A 22780-nucleotide genomic window follows, 5' to 3' on the forward strand; every position below is an offset into this window, starting at 1 on the left:
GGCTGCTCCTACATCCGGGCAGCCTCAGCGCAACAGGGCCTGGATCTGCTCGTGCAGGGTATCCAGGTCGAACGGCTTGGCCAGGATCGGCGCCTTGCGCGTGATCGGGCTGCCCGATTCGAGAATCTCCGCCGGGTAGCCACTGATGAAAATCACCTTCAGCTCCGGCCGCAGTTTTACCGCGGGCTCGGCGATATCCACCCCAGAGATGCCCCCTGGCAATCGAAAATCGGTGACCATCAGGTCCAGGTGCGGCTTGCTCGCCAGGATCTTGAACGCCTGCTCGCCGTCTTCGGCCACCAGCACGTGATACCCCTCGCCGGCCAGGTAGTCGCGCAAAATCATCCGAATCGCCGGCTCGTCCTCGACCACCAGCACCACATCTTGTGCATCTTCACTCATGATAACGCCTTGAAATTCTTACAGTTGGCCATCTGACCCCAGGCTTACGCAGAGGTTGCCCGCGCCTGGTCGTTTTGTTCTTTGAACGTTGCCAGCGGCAATTGCAACGTGAATGTGGCGCCCTCGCCTTCCTCGCTGTCCACCAGAATCCGCCCGCCGTGGGCCTGGACGATCTGCTCGGAGATGTACAGCCCCAACCCCAGCCCGCCGCTGGCCTGGTGTGCTGCGACCCGCTCGAACTGCTGGAAAATGCGCTGCTGGTTGACGGCGCTGATGCCAATGCCGTGATCCTGCACCTGCACCCAGGCCATGCCGTCCTCAGCGAACACCCGCACCTGCACCGGTTTTCGTTCACCGTAACGCAAGGCATTGGACAACAGGTTGGCCACCACTTGTTCAATCCGAAATTCGTCCCACTCACCCTGCAACGTTTCACAACGTTGCAGCGCGATATGGGTTTCCAGCGCGGTGGCCTGGGCGCTGAAGTTTTCCACCAGGCCGCGCACCAGTTGGCCGATATCGAACACCCTGGGCCGCAGCGACAACTTGCCGGTACGGATGCGCGAGACGTCCAGCATGTCTTCAATCAGCCGGATCAGGCTGTTGATCTGCCGCTCGTCACGCTCGACCATGGCCTGCAGCTTGTCTGCGCTGAAGGCCTCCAGGTTGCCCCGTGCCAGGTGCATCTTGCGCAGCTGGGTTTCCAGAATCAGGCCATTGAGTGGCGTACGCACTTCGTGGGAGACGATCGACATAAAGTCGTCGCGCATGCGCACCGCATGCTCCAGCTCGCACCGCGCCAGCTCCAACTGGCCCAGCAGCACCTCCTGCTCCTGACGGCTACGCTCCAGGGCTTCCAGTTGCCGACCAAGCACCTTGCGCTGGCGGAACAGGTCGACGAACACTGAGACCTTGCTCTTCACTGCCAAGGTGTCGAGCGGCTTGTGCAAAAAGTCCACGGCCCCGCTTTCATAGCCCTTGAAGGCATAATTCATCTCGCGCCCCGCCGCGCTGACGAACACGATCGGGATGTTCTTGGTCTTTTCCGTGCCGCGCATCAACTCGGCCAGCTCGAAACCATTCATGCCTGGCATTTGCACATCGAGGATGGCCAGCGCAAATTCGTGCTCCAGCAGCAGCGACAACGCCGCTTCCGCAGACTGGGCCTGGTGCACCTCGCGGTCTTCGCCCTGGATCAGGGCATCGAGCGCCAGCAGGTTTTCCGGCAGGTCGTCGACGATCAGCAGTTTGGCGATGGTGTGGCTTAGCATGCGCTTGTTTCCAGGGTCGCGAGCAATTGCCCGATACCACTCAGAGTAAGGATATGGTCGGGCTGGTGCAGGGCCAAGGCGGCTTCCGGCATCAGCGCGACCTGTGCGTCGCGGGGGTCCTGAACAATCGTGCGGCCCCCATTGTTGTTGATGTAGGCCAGGCCCGCGGCGCCATCCTCATTGGCACCGGTCAGCAGCACGCCAAGCAGGCTGGCGCCGTAGGCATCGGACGCCGACATGAACAGGAAGTCGATGGCCGGGCGCGAGAAGTGCACCGGCGCTTCCTGGCTCAACGACAGCGTCAGGTCACGCTCCACCGAGAGGTGGTACCCCGGCCCAGCAACGTAGATCATCCCAGCGCTGATCCGTTCCTTGTCACTGGCCTCGCGCACGGGGCGCCGCAGCCGCCTTTGCAGCACTTCGGCCAGCTGGCTGTGCCGCCCGTCCGGCAAGTGCAGCACGCACAATACCGGGATGGCGAACGCCGACGGCAGCGCACCGAGCACCTGGAACAAGGCCGCCACCCCGCCAGCCGAGGCCCCCATCACCACTGCCCGTGCGCCGTTCATGTCTTACGGTAGATCCGTTCCGGCTTCACCAGCGGCTCGAAACGCTGGCTGTAGGCCGAAAAGTCTACCGACTCCTTGCTGCCCAACACCAGGAAGCCCCGGTGGCAGAGGGATTCATGAAACAGGCCCAAGGCCCGGTCTTGCAGGTCTTTGTTGAAGTAGATCAGCACATTGCGGCACGACACCAGCTGGGTCTCGGAGAACACGCTGTCGGTGGCCAGGCTGTGGTCGGCGAAGGTCACGTTGTCGCGCAGGCTGCTGTCCATGATGGCGTTGCCATAGGCAGCGGTGTAGTACTCGGCAAAGTCACGGCGGCCACCGGCCAGGCGGTAGTTTTCTTCATACTCGCGCATGCTTTGCATCGAGTAGATACCCTGCTTGGCCCGGTCCAGCGAATGCGGATTGATGTCGGTGGCATAAATGATGGTGCGCTCAAGCAGGCCTTCCTCACGCAGCAGGATGGCCATCGAGTACACCTCTTCACCGGTGCTGCAGCCCGCGACCCAGATCTTGATCGACGGCCAGGTCCGCAACAGCGGCACCACTTCGTTGCGCAGGGCCAGGAAGTGGCTCGGGTCGCGGAACATCTCGCTGACCGGGATCGTCAGGAACTGCAGCAACTGCATGAACATGCCCGGGTCGTGCAGCACCCGCTCTTGCAACGCCGACACCGTCAGGCAGTCGAACTGGCGCAGGGCATGCAGGATCCGGCGCTTGATCGAAGCGCCGGAGTAGTTGCGGAAATCGTAGCTGTACTTGAGGTAGATCGCCTCGATCAGCAGCCGGATCTCGATGTCGGTGTTGCGCTCGCTAGTCAAATTCGCTCCAGTTGCGGCAGCCATACACGGATCAACGAGAACAGGCGGTCCAGGTCGATCGGTTTGGCCAGGTAATCATTGGCGCCAGCCTGCAGGCAACGCTGCTGGTCATCCTTCATCGCCTTGGCGGTCACGGCGATGATCGGCAGCTTGCGCCAGCGCGGTTGCTGGCGGATCAGCCGGGTAGCCTCGAAGCCGTCCATCTCCGGCATCATCACATCCATCAGCACCAGGTCGATGTCGTCATGCTGCTCCAGGCGCTCGATGGCTTCACGCCCGTTACGGCCGATCTCGACGATGGCGCCTTTGTGCTCCAGGGCACTGGTGAGGGCGAAGATATTACGCACATCGTCATCCACTAGCAGCACTTTGCGCCCCTCGAAGACCTTGTCGCGGCTGCGCGCGGTCTTGAGCATGCGCTGGCGCTCATGGGACAACTGCGATTCGACTTTGTGCAGGAACAGCGTCACTTCGTCGAGCAGGCGCTCCGGCGAACGGGCGCCCTTGATGATGATCGAGCGCGAATACTTGAGCAGGTCGGTTTCTTCTTCGCGGGTGAGGTTGCGCCCGGTGTAGACGATCACCGGCGGGAATGACCGGATGTCCTCGGCAGTCATGCGCTTGAGCAGCTCGTTGCCGAGCATGTCGGGCAGCTTGAGGTCGATGATCATGCAGTCGTAGATGTTCTCGCGCAGCAGCGTCAAGGCGTCCTGGGCCATGGCCACGGCGGTGATCTCGACATCGTCATCGCCGATCAGGCGGGCGATGCTTTCGCGCTGCAGGTCGTCATCCTCCACCAGCAGGATGTGCTTGAGCTTTTGGGTCAGCTTGGCTTCCAGGCGGGCGAACACTTCCTTGAGTTCTTCGCGGCTGGCCGGCTTGACCGCGTAGCCCACGGCGCCCATGTGCATGGCCGCTTCGACGCGATCCTCCACCGAAATGATGTGCACCGGAATATGCCGCGTGCCGGCCAGCTCCTTGAGGCGCTGCAGCACGGTGAGGCCAGAATGATCGGGCAGGCGCATGTCCAGCAGGATGGCATCGGGGATGTACTGGGACGCCAGCGCAAAGCCCTCGTCGGCGCCATGCGCCACCAGGCAGCTGTAACCCAGCTCGTGGGCCAGGTCGAAGAGGATGCGGGCGAAGTTCGGCTCGTCCTCGATCACCAGGATGCAGCGGTTATCGAAGGGGGCCCGCTCGCGGTCATCGGCGAAGGTCGGTGCCGGCAGTTTCGGCGCCACGGCGTTGGACGCCTTGGGCGCTGGCGGCAGAGTGTCTACCGCAGGGCGCAGGCTCAGGGCCTCGACTTCCTCGCCCTCATGTTCGTAGCGTTCGGGCATGACCAGGCTGAACACGCTGCCCTGCCCCGGGTTGCTCTCAACGTTGATCTGCCCGCCCAGCAGGTGCGCCAGGTCACGCGAAATCGACAGGCCCAGGCCGGTGCCGCCATAACGCCGGTTGCTGCTGCCGTCGACCTGGTGGAAGGCGCCGAAGATCGCCTGCTGCTGGTCAGCGGCAATGCCGATACCAGAGTCACGGACGGCGAAGATGATGCCGGTACCCGCCTGGTGGCTGATGGTCATGCTGACCTGACCGTGGTCGGTGAACTTGATGGCGTTGGACAGCAGGTTCTTGAGGATCTGCTCCAGCCGTTGACGGTCGGTGAACAGCGTCACTGGCACCTGCGGCTCGACCTTGACCTCGAAGGCCAGGCCTTTGTGCTCGGCCAGCGGCAGGAACATGCCGCGCAGGCCTTCGACCAGGCGCTCCAGCTGAGTGGTCTCAGGGCGCACTTCGAGCTTGCCGGCCTCGACCTTGGCGATGTCGAGAATGTCGTTGATCAGGTTCAGCAGGTCATTGCCCGCCGAGTAGATCGATTCGGCGAACTTGACCTGCTCGGCGCTAAGGTTGCCTTCGCCGTTCTCGGCCAGCAACTTGGCCAGGATCAACGAGCTGTTCAGCGGCGTGCGCAGCTCGTGGGACATGTTGGCGAGGAACTCAGACTTGTACTTGCTCGAACGCTGCAGGTCGTCGGCGCGGGCCTGCAGCTCTTGCTGGGCCTGGCTGAGTTCATCGTTCTTGCGGTCCAGGGCGTCGGTGCGCTCGGACAGTTGTTCGTTGGTCTGTTCAAGCTCGGCCTGTTGAGTTTCCAGGTGGGCCTGGGATTCCTTGAGCACCCGTGATTGCTCTTCGAGTTCTTCGTTGGCGGTTTTCAGCTCTTCCTGCTGCACTTGCAGCTCTTCGTTCAACTGCTGGGTCTCGGCCAGCACTTCCTGCAGGCGCTGGCGATAACGCGCACTCTCGATGGACATGCCAAGGTTGCCGCCGACCCGCTCCATCAGCTCTTCATCGCGCGGCTGCAAGGGGCGCAGGAAGCCCAGCTCGATCACACCATTGATCTGCCCATCATCGGTGGCGGGCATCAGCAATGCACTGCGCGGCAAGCCATTGCCGAGGCCCGAGCTCAGGCGGTAGTAGTCTTCGGGCAGGTCGTCGAGGCACAACAGCCGGCCTTCGCGCACGGCCTGGGCCAACAGGCCATCGTGGTCGCCTTTGATCTGCTCACGGGCCTGCTCCTCGGCGCTCAGGCCATAGGTGGCCACGCGCACCAGGCGGCCATGTTCGTCGCGCGCATACACCGCGCCCACCACGCTGCCCAAGTACGTAGCAAAGAAGCGCAGGATATTGTCGCCCAGCATGGGCAGGGTCAGCTGCCCCAACACCTGCTGGGCCAACTGGGTCTGCCCATTACGCAACCAGGCCTGGTGCTCCAGGCGCTCGGCCGCACGCTGCTGGGCCTGCAGGTTTTCGTCATAGCTGCTCGACAGCGCCAGCAGGTCGCGGCGCCCGAGGTAGGCCAGCAAGGCGCTGAGGCCGACGATGAACAGCACGAAGGCCGAGATCGCGGTCACGGTGACCGAGCTGACTTTCTCGTTGCGGGCCATGCGCAGTTGCTGCTCAGTGTCGATCAGGCCTTCGAATTCCTTGCGGATTTCATCGGTGATGCGCTTGCCGCGCCCATTGCCGATCGATGCCTGGTAATTGCCCTCGCTGCGGCGCAGGGTAATCATCTCGCTGCCGAAATCATTCCAGGCCTTTTGCAGGGCCAACAGCCGATCGATACGGTCAACCTGCTGCGGGTTGTCCTCGACCATGGCGCGCAAGCTCTGCAGGCTGCCGAGAATTTTCGGCTTGGCCACCTCGTAGGGGTCGAGAAAGCGTTCGTCGCCGGTGATCAGGAAGCCGCGCATGCCGGTTTCCATGTCGATCGACAGCTTGACCGTTTCGTTGGCATTGCCGATCACGCGGTCCGTATGCTCGACCCACTGCATGGCCGAGAGCAGGTAGTTGATCACCGCGACGAACGCCACTGCGCCCAGCAGGCCGACCCCAAGGGGCAGGCCGATGTTGCGACTCAGCAGCTTGCGAAAGCTTTGCTGGTCAATCGAGGCTACTTGAATCATCTGAAAACGCCCGAGCGAAAAGAATCCATGAAAAAGTGTGGCACCAAGACCGTTATAATTGTCTGCCGCCGCGCTCACCGGTAATAGCGAGTCTAACCAGCTTTGCTGGCTCTGGCAGGGCATTTAGCCAGCATTTGAAGGTTGCAGGCGCGAATCGTTCCATCTGATTGCAGGGATCGGTATCCTCGGGAACTTCTGCCGTCGACCGGCGTACAGAATAAAGACATTCATTTTCACAGGATCCAAACCATGCATCTTCTGGTAGTCGAAGACGACGACATCGTACGCATGCTGATGGTCGAAGTGCTCGACGAGTTGGGCTACACGGTCATCGAAGCGGAAGACGCCACCGCAGCACTGCGGGTGCTCGAAGACCCTGCGCAGGCCTTGGCGCTGATGATGACAGACGTGGGCCTGCCGGACATGCGCGGCGAAGTGCTGGCGCAACGCGCACGCGAACTTCGTCCACTGCTGCCGGTGTTGTTTGCCAGCGGTTATGCCGAGAACGTAAACGTACCGGAAGGCATGCACCTGATTGGCAAGCCGTTCAGCATCGAGCAATTGCGCAACAAGGTGGTGGACATACTGGGTACGGTCTGATGCCCACGTGGCGGCTTTCGCGGGCAAGCCCGCTCCCACCCGAACTGTGTAGCCTGAAAGGCTAGCGCCGCACCTGTGGGAGCTGGCTTGCCAGCGATAAGGCCGGCGCAAGCACCACCAGACAGTTGCTCCCACAGGTCTTTAACGACTGTGGGGGCTGCAGCCAGCTACAGCTCGCGGCGTAACAGATACGTGTCCATGATCCACCCCTTGCGCGTCCTCGCCTCCTCTCGCACTTGCAGAATCTGCGCCTTCACCGCTTGCAATGGCCCGGCAATCAGCACCTCATCTGCGGTGCCCAGGTAAGCCCCCCAGTAAATCATCAAACCCGGGTCATCCAACGAGGCAAACGCGCACTGCCCGTCGAGCATCACCACTATGTTGTCGATGCGCTGCTGTTCGGCAAGGCGACGCCCAGGCAGTACAGTCAGCGGCTCACCGATGCGATTGAGCGGTACTTGGTGGCGGGCCGCCAGGGCCTGGACGCTGCTGATGCCAGGGATAATCTCCACCTGTACGCGCACACCGAGCTCCCGAACCCTTTCAAGAATTCTCAACGTACTGTCATACAGGCTCGGGTCGCCCCAGAGAAGAAAGGCGCCAACATCATCGGGGCCCAGCGCCTCGCTCAATAGGCGTGAATACAGACTCGCCCGACGGACGTGCCAGTCCTGTACGGCGGCGACATAGTCCATAGCATCTGCATCACGAAAGGGATCTTCGACTTGCACCCACCGGTAACTGCCGGGCTGCACGTAGTGGTCGACCAAGGCCTTGCGGGCTCGAGCCAACGCCTGCCGCTCCCCGCCCTTATCAAGCACGAAGAAAACCGTTGCTCGCCTGAGCGCTTCGACCGCTTCAAGGGTAATTTGGCGCGGGTCACCGGCGCCGATTCCTACTAATAAAATCGTATTCATCGTCTTGACCTGTTTCTTGTTGAATATTCGACCGCCAATCACCCTACCCATCATTAGAATTTCTAGTCTGTCAACCCTTACAACTCCTAGTTATAAAGGGCTCAGGCTTTTATCAGACTGCGCACTCACCATTCGCCTACCTTCCGCGAAGAGATTAAAATATGCTCAGTCTAAAAAAACGCCGAGTCCCCCTCGCTCGTGTATTTCTAAGCACCCTATTGTTGTCAGGGTATCTTAATAATTGTGCGTTTGCAGAAGTCGACACCGTAACGCAACGCTTCGTTTTCCAATCAGACACTCAATACCCACGCTCGCCCAGCGGTGCTGACTACCCGGGGGAGTCGTTACCCCTTCTGGATGCGCAGAATGCTGCCATCACGGCCTATCGAGACGCCTATGGGGGTGGCATACCGATCATACTCAACGGCGACGTGACTGAGTTTGGCCACCGGTACCAGTGGAACATCATGAAGGGTCGGATGCTGCCTGGCACTTATTATGGACTGGGCAATCATGACTATGAAAATAACGTCGACAGTTGCGGCCTCAATGAATGCGCCATGCTCTCCGTCGTCACCCACTTGACCGAAGATATAAAGCGCTGGAATGTGGACGCTTTTGACCAGTACCAAGAAGGCGATGACAGTCCTACCTGGCAAAAATATCACGGCAGCATGGCCTACAGAAAAACGTTCGGAGATTTCGCGTTCATTCAACTACACAACCATTTTGCGTATAGAAAAAGCTTTAGCGGCTGGTTTAACTATGAGGATAAAACCGTTCACATCAAACCCTCTCTCGATTGGTTGGAGAGCCAGCTAAAAATTGCTGACGAAGCCGGCAAGTTGATTATTATCAACATGCATCGACACCCCGAAGACAACGACTGGGGAAGCGCAGCAGAGCGAGCGCGGTTCCAGGAAATGGTGAACAAATACAAGGTGCTGGCCATCTTCATGGGCCATACACACGAGCTTGCCTTGCGAGGCAAGATTGGTGATGTGCCTGTTTTGGACTCTGGGTCCCCTATTTATAAAACCTTTTTGGTCGGTGAAGCTGACCCTCAAGCCAATGCGTTCACGGTTAAGCAGGCAAAGGATAATACCCTGCTGCCATCCCCCCTTTTGACAATCCCTATTAGATTCTACGTACCAGAGCCGGCCATTTTACCCTGGCCCGAATCGCTAGACTTCACATTACCGTTACTTCATGTACGGGACCGCGACATCTCCCATTTCGAAGTTTCGATTGATGGACAGCCGTACGTGCGCTCCGACAACAGAAAAAAGGTAACCATTGAGAACCTGACGCCCTACACACGCTACAACTACAACATTCGAGTGTATGACAGTGGCAGTGCTACCCCCGTCAAGACGTACGACGGCACAGCAGCTACCTTGAATGCGCTTTTGTCGCCGAAAGACCTATGTTATGTGAGCCTAGGGGAACCCGGCGCCCCCAACAATAGCCTCCACGTCAAATGGAGCCCGCCCTACCCTAACTATGCGCCGGGCAACTACTGGTTCCGTGTCACGCTTTGGACGCTTCAAGGCAATTACATCCGTGAGCTTAGAGGCGCAGCTCAAGGAAGTCGCTCTCGTGAAATTCAATTTCTGGAGCCAGACGACGTCATGAACACGCGTATTCATGTACGTTATCAATCCGCCGGACTTGTGGATGGGCGGGATGCCACCTTTGATCTGAAAGATTTGTTTCACGGCTGTGGCACCTGAGCGAACCTACAGCTCTGTGCGCTAACGGCGCAAGGACAACCATCAGCCCTGCGGGGTGAGCCCAGGTCATACAGTCCTGGGCTCACGTATATCACCACACAGAAAAACTGTAACTTACAATGACGCGAGTCTCATCCATATCACGCGCCCACTTCTCATAGTTGCTGCGGTAGGTGGAATTACGTAGGCGCACACTGACGTCTTTGAACGTGCCACTTTGCACCTGGTACTTGAACTCGGTGTCGCGTTCCCATTCCTTGCCTTCGGCGTTGCTACCCGGGACCTTGATGTGGTCGCCATTGATGTAACGGGTGAAGAAGGTCAGGCCAGGCACACCCAGTGCCTTGAAGTCATAGTCGTAGCGCAACTGCCAGGAACGCTCCTGGGCGGCGGCAAAGTCGTTGACCTGGGCGTAGTTGACCAGGTACGGGTTGCTGCCATCCAGGTAAGGCATGGCGCTTTCACCGTACATGCGCTGCCAGCCGGCGCTGACCTTATGGCCGCCCAGGCTGTAGCCGAGCATGCCACTGAAGGCGCGGTGGTCGATGTCACCGGCGCGGGCATTGCCGATGTCGTCGCTCTTGATCACGCGCAAGTCGGCCGACAGGCTACCTACCGCCAACGGTTGGCTGGCCACCAGACCAAGGAAGTGCTGGCGATAGATGTTTTCAAGCTTGGCCACTTGATACTGAGCGCTCACGCGGTCATTGAAACGGTAATCGAGGCCTGCCAGGTCGAAGTGGTCGGCTTCGATGTCGCAGGCATAGCGCTTGTTCTTGCAGTGCACGCGAATGTCCTGGCGATCGGTGGAATCACGCGCGGTGTACTTGTCCAGGCGGGCCAGGGTGAACTTCAGGTCACGCACCTCTTCGGAGGTGAGCATCGCGCCATGGAACATCGTCGGCAACAAACGCCCATCGTTGTACTTGAGCAACGGTACATCCGGCATCATCGAGCCGTATTTGAGCACGGTGCTCGACACCTTGACCTTGGCCGCCAAGCCCATCTTCGCGTATTGATCGGCCGAGTGCCGTGGATCATGGCCAGACGACGGCAACAGGCCGCTGTTACTGTCCGCGGGGCTGGAATCGAGTTTGAAGCCGACCATGCCCAGCGCATCCACGCCAAACCCTACCGGCCCTTGGGTATAACCCGACTGAACATTGAGAATAAAGCCTTGCGCCCACTCTTCGCGCTTGGACGCGCCCTGGCTGGAACTGCTATGGCCGTCACGGAAATCCCGGTTGAAGTAGACATTGCGCGCTTCGACCTTGGCGCTGCTATCTTCAAGAAAACCGGCGGCCTGGGCATTGACGCCGGCACACAAAAGGAACAGGCCGGCAACACGGCGCCCAGGGGCGTGAGGGAGGGGGGCAAACATGCGAGGAAATATCCAGAAAGAAAGGCGAAAAACAACCTGCAGCAAACACCTGCTGCGGTACTGCGACACGCTCGAACAATGGCCGAGCATCATCTGAAATGATCGCTCAAAGGCTCTATTCCGGGCTATTGGACCTTGGTCTAGAGCCATTCGACAGCCCCGTCGAAGTCGTCACAAACTGGCGCATGAAAAACCCGTAAAGTTCCGTGCTTACTTATAAAAAGTTTGCAGTTTACCCAGTAGCGATGAATGACTACACTCGATATCAGCGAACAGCGGAACCCACCCCCGTGGCCGGCGTTTTGTTCTTCTTCAATGTTCGTCACGCCCTGCCACGAAAGACGTACAGGAGTGATTACAGTGTCCAGACTTGCAGAGTTTCGTGCTGCCGAAAAAGCGCTTCAGGAACAAATGGCTCAACTGGAAGCGCTGAAAAAGGATGCCGGCCTCAAACGCGAAATCGAATTCGAGCAGAAACTAGTCGGCCTGATGAAAAGCTATGACAAGGGTCTGCGCGATATCATCGCCATCCTCGACCCCAAGGCTGCCACCCGCCCTACTGCCGCAGCCCCCAAACAACAGCGCCGCCCACGCGTGGTCAAGGTCTATGAAAACCCACACACGGGCGAGCTGATCGAGACCAAAGGCGGCAACCACCGCGGGCTGAAAGCCTGGAAAGAAGAGTACGGCGCTGCCACCGTCGAAAGCTGGGTACGCTGATGAAACGTCCACATGGACTTCACACTTTTTTCACAAGCGCTGGCTCAGTATCGAGACAGCTAAAGGACTAGCGACCCCACGCGCCCGCACATGCGGGCCTCTAATTCAAGCGCCCTGCCTCGTGCAGGGCGCTTTCATTTGCGCAATCGCTTCACTGCCGTATCATGGCCAGCCTGTCTGTTTTGCCGGTGCCGCGCACCGGCCCCGTCTCAGGAGTTCCCATGAGCCTGCACGATCTGCAAACCCTGCCTGGCGTCACCGCGCAGCCGGATGCCGCCACCGCCAAGTTCGTCTTCAACCACACCATGCTGCGGGTCAAGGACATCGAGAAGTCGCTGGACTTCTACACCCGCGTTCTGGGCTTCCGCCTGGTGGACAAGCGCGACTTCCCGGAAGCCGCCTTCAGCCTGTACTTCCTGGCCCTGGTCGACCCCGCGCAAATCCCTGCCGATGACGCCGCGCGCCACCAGTGGATGAAGTCGATCCCAGGCGTTCTGGAGCTGACCCACAACCACGGCACCGAAAACGACGCCGATTTTGCCTACCACAACGGCAACACCGACCCACGCGGTTTCGGCCATATCTGCGTTTCGGTGCCGGACGTGCGTGAGGCCTGCGCGCGCTTCGAAGCCCTCGACGTGCCCTTCCAGAAACGCCTGGCGGATGGCCGCATGAATCACCTGGCCTTCGTCAAGGACCCGGACGGTTACTGGGTCGAAGTGATCCAGCCGACCGAACTCAAAGGCTGAGGCACAACGCTATTCGCTCGTCGGGCCGGGAACTCCCGGCCCCTTGCTGTGGTATATGAAGGTAACCGCTTCATAAGCACAGCGAGGTAAGGACGATGCAATCTCTTCACTGTGAGCACCGCAAGTACACCATCACCGCCAGTGTGATGCCCCACCCCGACTCCCCCCTGCCCTATGCCGCCGGCTGCCTGATCACCGACCCTGAAGGGCACACCAGCAAGCGCATCTCGATGCCCATGAAGTTCTTCTCAGACCTTGAGAATGCCCAGCATGTGTCGCTGGCCCATGGCCGTGCGCTGGTGGATGAACAGCTGGACAAGGGGCACAAAGCCTTCTGATTGACGCAACATAGCGCGCCCTCCTGTAGGAGCAGCCTTGTGCTGCGAAGAGGCCGGTGCAGCGATCAGAGATTGATGATCCTTGTACCGGCCTCTTCGCAGCACAAGGCTGCTCCTACAGAGGGTCGCGCGCGTGTGCGACGGCCGCCTCCACCTGCTCACGCGTAGGCCGCACGCCGGTATACAGCACGAACTGCTCCAGCGCCTGTAGCGCAATCACCTCCAGGCCAGTGATCACTGGCTTACCCAATGCCTGGGCCCGGCGAATCAACGGCGTCTGCGCCGGCATGGCCACCACATCGAACACCCGCTCGGCTGCCGCAATGGCCTGTTCGCTAAAGGCCAGCGCGTTGGCCTCCTGCCCGCCGGCCATGCCGATCGGCGTCACGTTTATCAGCATCGGCGGGCACAGGTCTCCGAGCTCGGCCACCCAGCGATAACCACAAACGTCCGCCAGTTGTCGCCCCGCCTGTTCATTGCGCGCGACGATCGTGCCCTGGGTAAAGCCCGCGTCACATAAGGCACTCGCCACCGCCTTGGCCATGCCACCACTGCCGCGCAGAGCAAACGCAGTCGCCGGGTCGACCTCGTGTTGCGCCAGCAACTGCCGCACCGCCAGGTAATCGGTGTTGTAGGCCTTCAGATGGCCACCGGTATTGACCAGGGTATTGACCGACTCGATTGCCGCAGCGGACGGGTCCACCTCGTCAACCAAGGCCATGCAGGCTTCCTTGTAAGGCATCGACACCCCGCACCCGCGAATGCCCAAGGCACGAATGCCTGCGACCGCCGCCGGCAGGTCGTCAGTGCTCATGGCCTTGTAGTAGAAGTCCAGCCCCAACTGTTGGTAGAGGTGGTTGTGAAAACGCACGCCGAAGGTGCCAGGCCGCCCGGCCAAGGAGATGCACAGCACCGTGTCTCTGCTGGGAGTTGTCGACATAACCTGCTCCATTTTCAGAACTGAATCGTTTGTTCAGCGTATCAGACGCAGCCGCTTGTCGTCCCTTACACAACCTTTACCGTTTCCCTGTGCTCAGCTGACAGAGGCAGAGTCATAGTATTAGGGTCCCATCTGTGGGGTTGCCCTGCGAGGACGCTTTATGAACCGTCACATTCCCGTAATCGCCCTGCTGGTCGGTGCCCTGGCCATCAGCGGACAAGCTGCTGCCCATGGTGGCCATGGTGGTGGCGGTGGTTGGTATGGACCCGGCCCGCTGTTCGGCGCGGCGGTGGTCGGTGCCGTGGTGGGGGCAACGGTTTATGGCGGGCGTGATCGCACCGTGTATGTGGAGCGCCAGCCAGTCTATTACGCACCGCAGCCGGTCTACGTACAGCCGCCGCCGCAGCCGGTGTACTACCAGCCCTACTATGCACCGGCCCCGCCGCCCCCGGGCTATCGCCCCTATTACGGCCCGCCCCCGGTGTACTACGGGCCACCCCGTTGGTGATCGTTGATAAAACCAATGATCACTATCAACTCAGTTAATTTCAAACCGCTGCGGCCGCTGCGTAAGGTAGGGCCATGTTTTACAGGAGGTCCACATGGCCACTATCCAGATCATGTCCGTCGTCGGCAGCGCCGTCCCCCCTTCACTGCGCCAGCAGGGCCTGCTGGCCTGCTGGTACCTGATGCGTAACGGTGAACCCGTGAGCGGCCCCTTGGCGACCCGCGCCTCGGCTCAAGCCCTGGCCGACCAGTTGCAGCCAGATACCCTGGTCGCTTGACAGTATTTGTTGTGCGTTGCTCCCTCCCTTATGGCCCGCCGCTTGGCGGGTCTTTTTTTGCCCGTGTGATCCGACGAGTGGAGGCGGCAGAACCGATCCAGCATGAAGCTTTTTTCATTTCGCCGGGTCGCTTCAACGAGCAATCGACAGCACTTCGACCATACTCCACAATGCAGCGGTTTTTTGGGGGAAAACCCTTGCACAGCCAACGACATACCAACTTTTAGTGAGCCTCAACGTGAAAACATCCCTGTCCATCCTCAGCCTGCTGCTGTTGCTCACAGGTACCGCGACCCTTCCGTCGACTGCTGCTGCACAACCCCCGGCCCAGGTGCAACGTGACCCGGCCAAATTGCACTTGGCTTCGGGCAGCGCATTGCTGATCGACCTGAACACCAATCAGGAACTGTATGCCAGCCACGCCGACCGCGTGGTGCCCATTGCCTCGGTGACCAAACTGATGACGGCGATGGTGGTGCTGGACGCCAAGCTGCCCATGGATGAAATGCTCACCATGACCATCGCCAACAACCCGGAGATGAAGGGTGTGTATTCGCGGGTGCGCCTGGGCAGCCAGCTGAACCGCCGCGAGACCTTGCTGATTACCCTGATGTCGTCGGAAAACCGTGCGGCCAACAGCCTGGCCAACCACTACCCCGGCGGCTACCCGGCGTTCATCAAGGCCATGAACGCCAAGGCCCGCAGCCTGGGCATGGCGCACACCCGCTATGTCGAGCCGACTGGCCTGTCGACGCAGAACGTGTCCAGCGCCCGCGACCTGTCCAAGCTGTTGATGGCGTCGCGCAAGTACCCGATGCTGAGCGAACTGTCGACCACCCGCGAGAAGACCGTGGCCTTCCGCGCGCCCAACTACACCTTGGGCTTCCGTAACACCGACCACCTGGTGAACAAGAGCAACTGGGACATCAAGCTGACCAAGACCGGCTTCACCAACGAGGCTGGCCACTGCCTGGTGTTGTTGACCCGCATGGACAACCGCCCGGTGGCCATGGTGATCCTCGATGCCTTCGGCAAGTACACCCACTTTGCCGATGCCAGCCGCATGCGCCAGTGGCTGGAAACCGGTGCAGCCAAGCCTGCGCCAGCAGTGGCAATGCAGTACAAGGCTGACCGGGTGAAGGGGCGCTTGGCGGCCGAGTAAGCCAGGCGCGTTGCTATTGGCGTACGACCTGGGGGCTAGCTCGCTTGCACGATGATCTGGCTCTGCAGGTCCTTGACCATCGCCTCGAGCGTCGGCTTCATGGCGGCAAAATCCTCGGGTGAACACACCACGTTCGGGCGGCTGAACTTGAAGTGCCGCTCGATCACCACCGCATTTCCCTCCTGAGCGTACCGCGCGCTGTATTGCACATTGGCGTCTTGCAGACGCACCTGCTTGGGGATCGCCAGCACGCTGACCTCCGGTGGGAATTCGAAGCGCGATGTTTCCACGGTGTCGTTGGAAATGCACACGAAGTGCTGGCTGCGTTCCTTTTCCATGGCGAAGCTGTAGACGTTCTGCGAGATGCCCCCTGCCAGGCTGCTCAAAGCCACCACCCCCACCGGCCCGGGCAGGTTGACGAGGTTTTCCGTGCGCCCATCGACGGTGCTGACAAACTCGCCACTGGCGCTCGGCGGGCGTACCTGGAACGTGCCGCTGCCGCGCTGCCCATAGGCGCCGAGCACTTTTTCGACGAGCAGTTCACGGTCGGCCGGCTTCATCGATTTAACCCCGTAGCGGCTGACCTCGCTGGCCCAGCCTTGCACGGTGGCAACGTTGGTGAAGTCCGCCGCTCCCTTGCCGTTGACCTTGAACTTCAGGTCGCTGGACACCTTGTTGAGCTGTATGGCCGGGGTACGCCCGAACTCGCCTGTGGCAGTCAGCAGCACGCGCTTGTTCAAGGTACCCAGCGGCAGGTAGCCTGCGGCAATCGAAGGGTCGGTCGAGTCCAGGTACAGGTCCAGGCTCGGCACGTAGGTGATCACGTGGTTCAACACCCCCAGCGCAGGGACCTTGGGGAACACATAAGCATTGCCCAGGTTGATCAAGGCCGGCGTGCTTTTGATACCCGCCGCCGTCAGCAGCGCTTCAAGCAGTGCCACATGGTCCTTGCAATCACCGTAGCGGTTGTCCAGCACGGTCTGCGCGGCATGTGGCACCACCCCACCGGCACCGACATACACGGCGACATAGCGAATGTTCTCACGCACCCAGTCGCTGAGCGTCAGCGCCTTTTCCCGTGCGGTAGGCAAGTGGGCCGTCAGGCGGTGCGCCAACTCGGTGATCGGTGCCGTGACCTCGACCTTGGCCCGTGCCTGGTAGGCCTCGGCGAACTGTTTGAAATCGGTGAAGGTCGAGACGGCCAGATAGTGCCCGTAGTCCAGGTAGGACACCGCACTGGCTTCGATCCGCGCCCGGTCCGCCGGTACGTAATCCCAGCGGTAGACCTTGCGCCCGGGTGCAGCCGCTGGCATCGACGCCTTGAAGCTGCGCGCGTCCGCTTGCAGGGGCATGTCCTCGGGCATGTCGTAGGTCAGAGTGAACTCCCCGACCGGGTGGAATTCCGGTACGGTGATGTCTTCGAACTGCCCCGGGAACAGCGGCGTGACGCGGTTGCGCTGGTAATGCAGGACCAGGCGATCCCCCACCGCGACCTCAGGGAAGATGATCACCTTGTTGACGCTGTCCTGAAACATCGGCGCCTGCACAGACGCCTGCTCTTGCTGTTCCTTGATGTGCGCGGCATCCACCCGCACTTTGCGCCCATCGGGCTTTTGCGTGTAGGCCTCGATCACTTCCAGGGTTTCCAGCGAGCGGTTGAAGCTCACCGGCTGCTGGGCGCGGGCCTTGATGGCGCGTTCGTCATTGATCAGCAAGACGCTGTCGACGTCCAGGCGGTGGCTGCCATCCTTCTGCACGACAAAGGTCTGCTCGACCTTTTCCAAGGTCACGGAGCGGTCAGTGCCATCGGTGAAGGCTTGCGCCGAGCCACACCAGCTCATTGCAAGCGGCAGCAGCACAGCGACAAGGTAAGACTGTTTCAGCATGGAGATCCTTCTCAATCCAGGTGTATCGAGGCCGTCATTAATCGACAATGATACTCATTGGCGTAGCAAGATGGCAAAATGATTGCACTTACTGTGCTCACATCGCCAGCGCGGCCAGCACCTCGGCAGACGTCGTCACCTGGCGGAAGTGGTGCTTCCACAGGTCAATGCCCATTTTCCCGGACCTGTCCAGCGACGACCCTACCGTCATGTCGGTCACCAGGGTTGGCGTGAGCCCCGCATCGAACAGCGCAAAGCCTGCAGCCAGTACGCAGGTTTCGGTTTGCATGCCGCACACCAGCACCCGCTCCACGCCCAGTTGCTTGATGTATTCGAGGGTTTCGACGGTCTGCCCGTAGCCATGCTTGACGAACACCTGGTCTGCTTCGACCAGGCTCTCGTCCTCGGCTGCCGGGTGCCAGCCCAACTGACGCTGAAACGGCGTGGCCTGCTCATCGTGCAGTTCGACCGAGGCGATGGTCGGGATATTCGCCGACAACCGCCGCAAACCGTCGACCAGCCATTCGGGCGGGCTGAAGGTGGATTGAACATCGACGATGAGCAAAACCTGGCGCATAAGGGTCTCCGGCCATGGGCAAAAAGCGCCGAGTATAACGTGGTGCCAGCACTGCGGTTTGCTGAAAACAGTGCCTGCATGGCCCGCATCGAGGCTACCGCCGATGCAATGCTAAGGTCTGATACTTCTAGCCATCCCCGCGATCCATGCAGCTTCCATCTTTGCCCCAACCACCTCGAATTCAGTCATGGCTACCCCCCGATCACCAATCGTAGGTCATCTCCACCGACGCCACGCGCTCTTGGCCGTAATAGCAACCGAACGCGTAGTTGCAGTCCGACACATACTCGCGGTCGAAGATGTTCTGTACATTCAGGCTGGCCTGCAAACCGCGCAGGCTCGCGTCGAATTTGCCCAGGTCGTAGCTGACGGTAGCGTCATACACCGCGTAGGCCGGCACGTCGAACGAGTTGGACGAATCACCCGGTTTACGGCCGGTGTAGCGGGCACCTGCGCCGAAGGTGAGGCCGTTGAGCATGGCCTGGGTAAAGTGGTAATCCACCCACAGGGACGCCGATACCGGCGCCTGCGACTCGCTGCGGTTGCCTTGGTCGCCGTAGTTGCTCTTGGTGTAGAACGAGTCGATGTAGGTGGCTGCCGCCAGCACGTCGATGTTGTCGAGGGTGGACTTGAGTTCAAGTTCAACGCCACGCGAGCGCACCTCACCGTCCTGCGCCTGGTACTGGGGGTTGTCGTCGTCCTGGGTCAACACGTTCTTCTGCTTGACCTGGAACACCGACGCGGTGAGCAAGGTGCCCTCGACCGGCTGGTACTTAACCCCCACTTCGTACTGTTCACCCTCGGTCGGCTCAAACGACTTGCCGGCGCTGTCCGTGCCCAGTGTCGGCAAGAACGACTGGGAATAGCTGACGTAAGGCGCCAGGCCAAACTCGGTGACGTAGGTCAGGCCGATACGGCCCGTGAACTTGTTGTCACGCTGTGAAGCGATGCTTTTGGCCAGCAGGTCTTTGTTGTCGATTTCTGCCCAGTCCTGGCGGCCACCAACGGTCAAGATCCACTGGTCGAGCTTGATCTGGTCCTGCACATACACCCCAGTCTGGCGAACGGTATTGTCCCATTGGGTGTCCAGCACAGGGGTCACGCTGCTGGTGTCGTAGTTGTTCTTGCCGTAGAGGTCGACGGGCAACACGTTGTAGGCGTTATAGCCATCGTATTTGCGGGAGAAGTGGCGATAGTCCACGCCGGCCAGTGTGGTGTGCTGCAGCGCGCCGGTATTGAATTTGTACTCAAGATTGTTATCGAGGGTGTAGGCGATATTGTGCTGGCGCCAGTCGAGCTTGACCCGGTTGGCCCGGGTGTAATCCACCCCCTCGTCGTCCGAAACGAAACTGCGCAGGTAGAAGCCTTTGTAGCGGTCACGCACATCGGTGTAGCGCGCTGTGGAACGTACCGCCAGGTCATCGCTGAAGCGGTGGCTGAAGTCGTAGCCGAAGATGTACTGGTTACGCTTGTAATCGTTGTAGTGCGAGTCGCCCGAGAAGAAGTCGCGGTCGATGCGCTGGCCCGTCGGGCCACGCTTGAGCGAACCGATCATCGGCAGCGACTGGTAGTCGGCAAGGCCGTCGTCGCGCTGCACCTGTGCCAGCACCGTCAGGGCGGTGTCTTCGTTCGGCGCCCAGGTCAGGCTTGGCGCCAGCAGCAGGCGTTCGCTGTGGGTGTGCGCCACCTGCTCGTTGCCTTTGTCTGCCACACCGACCAGGCGATAGGTGAACGCGCCCTGCTCATCCAATGGGCCGCTGGTGTCGAACGCACCGTTGACCCGGTTGTAACTGCCGGCACCCAGCTTGACCTGGTTGCGCTGCTCGCGGGTCGGGCGTTTGGAGACCATGTTGATCAGCCCGCCCGGCTGGTTTTGCCCGTAGAGCACCGACGATGGGCCTTTGAGCACCTCGATGCGTTCCAGGGTATAGGGGTCGATCTGTGGCGCGCCGCCCAGGCTGCCCGCATACGGCAGGTACGCGCCATCCAGGTACAACGGGGTCGGGGCGAAGCCGCGGCTGGTGATTTCGTCGGCAATGCTGTTGCGATCGGTGAACCCCCCCGTTGCCAGCCCCGGCGTATAACGCAATGCCTGGGTCAGGTTGCGCGCGCCCTGGGCCTGTACCTGGTCGGCAGTGACGACGTTGATAGCCTGCGGGATTTCCAGAATCGGCGTATCGGTCTTGGTCCCCGTCGCGCTGCGGGTGGCGACATAACCGGTTACCGGCCCGTAGGCCGACTCCACGGACGTGCCGGTGATGCTGGTACTGTCGAGTTGCAGCGTCGACGCATCCCCGACCATGGGCAATAGCGAATAGCTGCCGTTGGCCTGGCGCAGCACCTGCAACTGGCTGCCCACCAGCAATTGGCGCAGGCCGGCCTCGGCACTGTAGCGGCCATGCAAGCCTGGCGACTTCAACGACTGCACGTAGGACGGTTCGAACGACACGGTCACCCCCGCCGCCTCCGCGAATTGGGTGAGCGCAGCGCCCAGCGGGCCGGCCGGGATGTCGAATGCGGCTTCGACACGGGTCTGGGCCATGGCTGGCGGGGCGATCATCGCCGCAGCCAGAGGCGTCGCGAGCGCGATGCTGAACAGCGCGCGATTGACCGCCCGCGTCATTGGGTTTTTGGCACAGTTGATGAGGATAACGGGGTTGCGAGTGTCTGAAGGGAGCATGGGTATTCCTTTCGCCCTGCGGCAGTTTTTTACGGCGTCTGATGCGCCTCTACTTAACAAGTCGAATGAGAATTGAAATCGATAACCCCCCTTGGGTAAAAGAGTGCCTGCTTTTGGTTTTGAGGTGAGGCGTATATCGAGCGCCGCACGCGGCGTTTCGCAGCACAAGGCTGCTCCTACATTTTTTCGGGCCAATTATTCCTGCGCACAGGCGCGACTGGCCCGAAACAACTGTAGGAGCAGCCTTGTGCTGCGAAGCGCCGCGCGGGCGGCGCTCGATCTCATAGGCGCTGAAAATGCTGAGCGAACACCTTCCCCCCTAAGCCCTCAAACAGCCTCGACCCGCGTCCAGAACCGGCTGAACCGCCGAATGCGTACCGGCAAGGTGCGGGTGAGGTTGTCCAGGGCAGTATCGATATTGCCCAGCTGAAACGCGCCGGACAGGCGCAGCTCGCTCACGGCCGCGTCACACCCCAGATGGCCGGGCCGATAACGTTGCAGTTCGCTGACAACATCGGCAAGGCGCCAGTCGTCCACCACCAACATGTCGCGGGTCCAGGCATCCGCCAGCGCTGTCGCGGGCTGCACCAGGCCGGCTTCATCCGCGCGAAAGATTAGCTGCTGACCGGCCTCGACACGCACGGCCGCCAGCGAGTGCGCCGTGCGTACCTCCACGGCATGTTCCAGCACGCAAACCCGCGTGACGTCAGCATCACAGCGGACAGTAAAACGCGTGCCCAGGGCGCGAATGCTGCCTTGTTCGGTGTGCACGATGAACGCTCGGGCCTGCGCGTCGCGCGCGGTTTGCACAAGGATCTCCCCGCCCAACAGGTGCAAGGCGCGCCATTGGGCGGTGTAACGGATATCGACAGCGGTGGCGGTGTTCAACTGCAAGCGGCTGCCATCCTCCAGGCGCAGCGAACGGCGCTCGCCAACCCCTGTGCGTTGGTCGGCCATCAACCGCGCGATGCCCCCCTCGTGCCAGGCCAGCCCCCCTGCCCCACCCGCAGCCAGCACAATCGACATCACCTTGAGCACTTCGCGGCGCTTGGCCCTGGCACTGCTCAGGGTTGGCCGAGCGATGCCTGGTGCCACGTGCTCGAAGGTGCCCTGCAAGCGCGCCAGGCGCTCCCAGGCCTGCCGGTGAAGTGGATCGCTGAGCAACCAGCGCTGATGCGCGGCGCGCGTACGTTCATCGGCATCGCAGCGCAACTCGACATACCAACTCGCCGCGGCTTCGAGCACGTTCCGATCCAGTGGCGGGGCCCCGGCCACGGTTCAGTCCTCAGCCAGCATCAGGCAATGGGTCAGTGCCCGCACTGCATGCTTCTTGACGGTGGTAACCGAAATGTCCAGGCGCCGCCCGATCTCGACATAGCTCAAGCCATCCAACTGGGCCATCAGGAAAATCTCCCGGGTGCGGGCGCCCAGGCCGTCGAGCAGGCGGTCGATTTCCATCAACGCTTCAATGATCAACGTGCGCGCCTCGGGCGAGACTTCGACCTGCTCGGGGCGGGCGGCGAGCGTTTCCAAGTAGGCCTGTTCAACAGCACGGCGGCGGAACATGTCGATCATCAGGCTACGGGCGATGCTGGAGAGGTACGCCCGTGGCTCGCGCAGCTCAGCCGCCTTGCGCAGGGTCAGCACGCGTATGAACGTGTCCTGGGCCAGGTCCGCCGCATGCTCGACACACCCGAGCTTGTTGCGGAGCCAACCGCACAGCCAGGGATGGTGTTCCGCGTAGAGGGTATGCACGGTTTTTTGCAGGGAAGGGTCAGCGCAGGACAT

General features: G+C 60.8%; 21 protein-coding genes. 8 read left to right on the forward strand and 13 right to left on the reverse strand.

Annotated elements, in window-relative coordinates:
* Positions 1-24: 24 nt before the first annotated feature.
* From AC5PZ0_RS07820 to AC5PZ0_RS07840, 5 genes are read right to left on the reverse strand one after another with little or no spacing between them, the layout of a single operon-like run.
* Positions 25-402, reverse strand: a complete 378-nt coding sequence (locus AC5PZ0_RS07820; RefSeq protein WP_099429781.1) for a response regulator — start codon at positions 400-402, stop codon at positions 25-27.
* A gap of 44 nt (positions 403-446) precedes the next feature.
* Positions 447-1673 carry a hybrid sensor histidine kinase/response regulator gene (locus AC5PZ0_RS07825; protein WP_099429782.1) on the reverse strand — a complete coding sequence of 409 codons (1227 nt, stop codon included), beginning with the start codon at positions 1671-1673 and terminating at the stop codon, positions 447-449.
* On the reverse strand, positions 1667-2242 hold the full coding sequence (locus AC5PZ0_RS07830; protein ID WP_493854624.1) for a chemotaxis protein CheB: 576 nt from the start codon (positions 2240-2242) through the stop codon (positions 1667-1669). The genes AC5PZ0_RS07825 and AC5PZ0_RS07830 overlap by 7 nt, the downstream gene beginning before the upstream one ends.
* Positions 2239-3060 (reverse strand): CheR family methyltransferase, encoded by an 822-nt coding sequence (locus AC5PZ0_RS07835; protein ID WP_027593720.1) that lies wholly within the window; start codon positions 3058-3060, stop codon positions 2239-2241. Before AC5PZ0_RS07835 ends, AC5PZ0_RS07830 begins: the two co-directional genes overlap by 4 nt.
* Positions 3057-6524, reverse strand: a complete 3468-nt coding sequence (locus AC5PZ0_RS07840; RefSeq protein WP_493854625.1) for a response regulator — start codon at positions 6522-6524, stop codon at positions 3057-3059. The genes AC5PZ0_RS07835 and AC5PZ0_RS07840 overlap by 4 nt, the downstream gene beginning before the upstream one ends.
* Positions 6525-6773: 249 nt before the next feature.
* On the opposite strand from AC5PZ0_RS07840, the gene AC5PZ0_RS07845 reads away from it, so the two are divergent.
* Complete coding sequence (locus AC5PZ0_RS07845) at positions 6774-7124, forward strand: response regulator (RefSeq protein WP_099429785.1); 351 nt, start codon at positions 6774-6776, stop codon at positions 7122-7124.
* 167 nt (positions 7125-7291) lie between these two features.
* Here AC5PZ0_RS07845 and cobF read toward each other — a convergent pair whose 3' ends face one another.
* Positions 7292-8041, reverse strand: coding sequence for a precorrin-6A synthase (deacetylating) (gene cobF, locus AC5PZ0_RS07850; protein ID WP_099430931.1), 750 nt, complete (start codon positions 8039-8041; stop codon positions 7292-7294).
* A 161-nt stretch (positions 8042-8202) separates the two neighbouring features.
* Between cobF and AC5PZ0_RS07855 the strand changes: the two genes are divergently transcribed.
* The gene (locus tag AC5PZ0_RS07855) at positions 8203-9774 is read left to right on the forward strand and encodes a metallophosphoesterase family protein (protein ID WP_099429786.1); all 1572 of its coding nucleotides are present in this window, start codon (positions 8203-8205) and stop codon (positions 9772-9774) included.
* Between the two features lie 91 nt (positions 9775-9865).
* On the opposite strand, the gene AC5PZ0_RS07860 is transcribed toward AC5PZ0_RS07855, so the two are convergent.
* Complete coding sequence (locus tag AC5PZ0_RS07860) at positions 9866-11155, reverse strand: OprD family porin (protein WP_099429787.1); 1290 nt, start codon at positions 11153-11155, stop codon at positions 9866-9868.
* Between the two features lie 360 nt (positions 11156-11515).
* Between AC5PZ0_RS07860 and AC5PZ0_RS07865 the strand changes: the two genes are divergently transcribed.
* The 3 genes from AC5PZ0_RS07865 (at position 11516) to AC5PZ0_RS07875 (ending at position 12962) form a co-directional block, all read left to right on the forward strand.
* Positions 11516-11875 carry a histone-like nucleoid-structuring protein, MvaT/MvaU family gene (locus AC5PZ0_RS07865; RefSeq protein ID WP_027593725.1) on the forward strand — a complete coding sequence of 120 codons (360 nt, stop codon included), beginning with the start codon at positions 11516-11518 and terminating at the stop codon, positions 11873-11875.
* Between the two features lie 221 nt (positions 11876-12096).
* Positions 12097-12624: a lactoylglutathione lyase gene (gene gloA, locus AC5PZ0_RS07870; protein WP_493854626.1), complete on the forward strand. Its 528-nt coding sequence runs from the start codon at positions 12097-12099 to the stop codon at positions 12622-12624.
* Between the two features lie 95 nt (positions 12625-12719).
* Positions 12720-12962, forward strand: a complete 243-nt coding sequence (locus AC5PZ0_RS07875) for a hypothetical protein (protein ID WP_099429788.1) — start codon at positions 12720-12722, stop codon at positions 12960-12962.
* A 115-nt stretch (positions 12963-13077) separates the two neighbouring features.
* On the opposite strand, the gene AC5PZ0_RS07880 is transcribed toward AC5PZ0_RS07875, so the two are convergent.
* The gene (locus tag AC5PZ0_RS07880; protein WP_493854627.1) at positions 13078-13902 is read right to left on the reverse strand and encodes a shikimate 5-dehydrogenase; all 825 of its coding nucleotides are present in this window, start codon (positions 13900-13902) and stop codon (positions 13078-13080) included.
* Between the two features lie 160 nt (positions 13903-14062).
* On the opposite strand from AC5PZ0_RS07880, the gene AC5PZ0_RS07885 reads away from it, so the two are divergent.
* The 3 genes from AC5PZ0_RS07885 to pbpG all read left to right on the forward strand — a co-directional run bounded on the left by AC5PZ0_RS07885 (position 14063) and on the right by pbpG (position 15849).
* Positions 14063-14410, forward strand: coding sequence for a hypothetical protein (locus AC5PZ0_RS07885; protein WP_099429790.1), 348 nt, complete (start codon positions 14063-14065; stop codon positions 14408-14410).
* 94 nt (positions 14411-14504) lie between these two features.
* Positions 14505-14687 (forward strand): hypothetical protein, encoded by a 183-nt coding sequence (locus AC5PZ0_RS07890; RefSeq protein ID WP_265967349.1) that lies wholly within the window; start codon positions 14505-14507, stop codon positions 14685-14687.
* A gap of 238 nt (positions 14688-14925) precedes the next feature.
* Positions 14926-15849, forward strand: a complete 924-nt coding sequence (gene pbpG, locus AC5PZ0_RS07895; protein WP_027593731.1) for a D-alanyl-D-alanine endopeptidase — start codon at positions 14926-14928, stop codon at positions 15847-15849.
* A gap of 35 nt (positions 15850-15884) precedes the next feature.
* Here pbpG and AC5PZ0_RS07900 read toward each other — a convergent pair whose 3' ends face one another.
* The 5 genes from AC5PZ0_RS07900 to AC5PZ0_RS07920 all read right to left on the reverse strand — a co-directional run bounded on the left by AC5PZ0_RS07900 (position 15885) and on the right by AC5PZ0_RS07920 (position 22780).
* Positions 15885-17735, reverse strand: coding sequence for a DUF3857 domain-containing transglutaminase family protein (locus AC5PZ0_RS07900; RefSeq protein ID WP_493854628.1), 1851 nt, complete (start codon positions 17733-17735; stop codon positions 15885-15887).
* 97 nt (positions 17736-17832) lie between these two features.
* Entirely contained in the window at positions 17833-18312 is a 480-nt protein-coding gene (locus AC5PZ0_RS07905; RefSeq protein ID WP_027593733.1) for a cysteine hydrolase family protein, read from the reverse strand.
* A 202-nt stretch (positions 18313-18514) separates the two neighbouring features.
* The gene (locus AC5PZ0_RS07910; protein WP_493854629.1) at positions 18515-20992 is read right to left on the reverse strand and encodes a TonB-dependent siderophore receptor; all 2478 of its coding nucleotides are present in this window, start codon (positions 20990-20992) and stop codon (positions 18515-18517) included.
* Positions 20993-21319: 327 nt separating this feature from the next.
* A complete protein-coding gene (locus AC5PZ0_RS07915; protein WP_493854630.1) occupies positions 21320-22267 on the reverse strand; it encodes a FecR domain-containing protein in 948 nt (315 codons plus the stop codon).
* A 3-nt stretch (positions 22268-22270) separates the two neighbouring features.
* Positions 22271-22780: a sigma-70 family RNA polymerase sigma factor gene (locus AC5PZ0_RS07920; protein WP_493854631.1), complete on the reverse strand. Its 510-nt coding sequence runs from the start codon at positions 22778-22780 to the stop codon at positions 22271-22273.

It is taken from the genome of Pseudomonas sp. 5.2 (assembly GCF_059025405.1).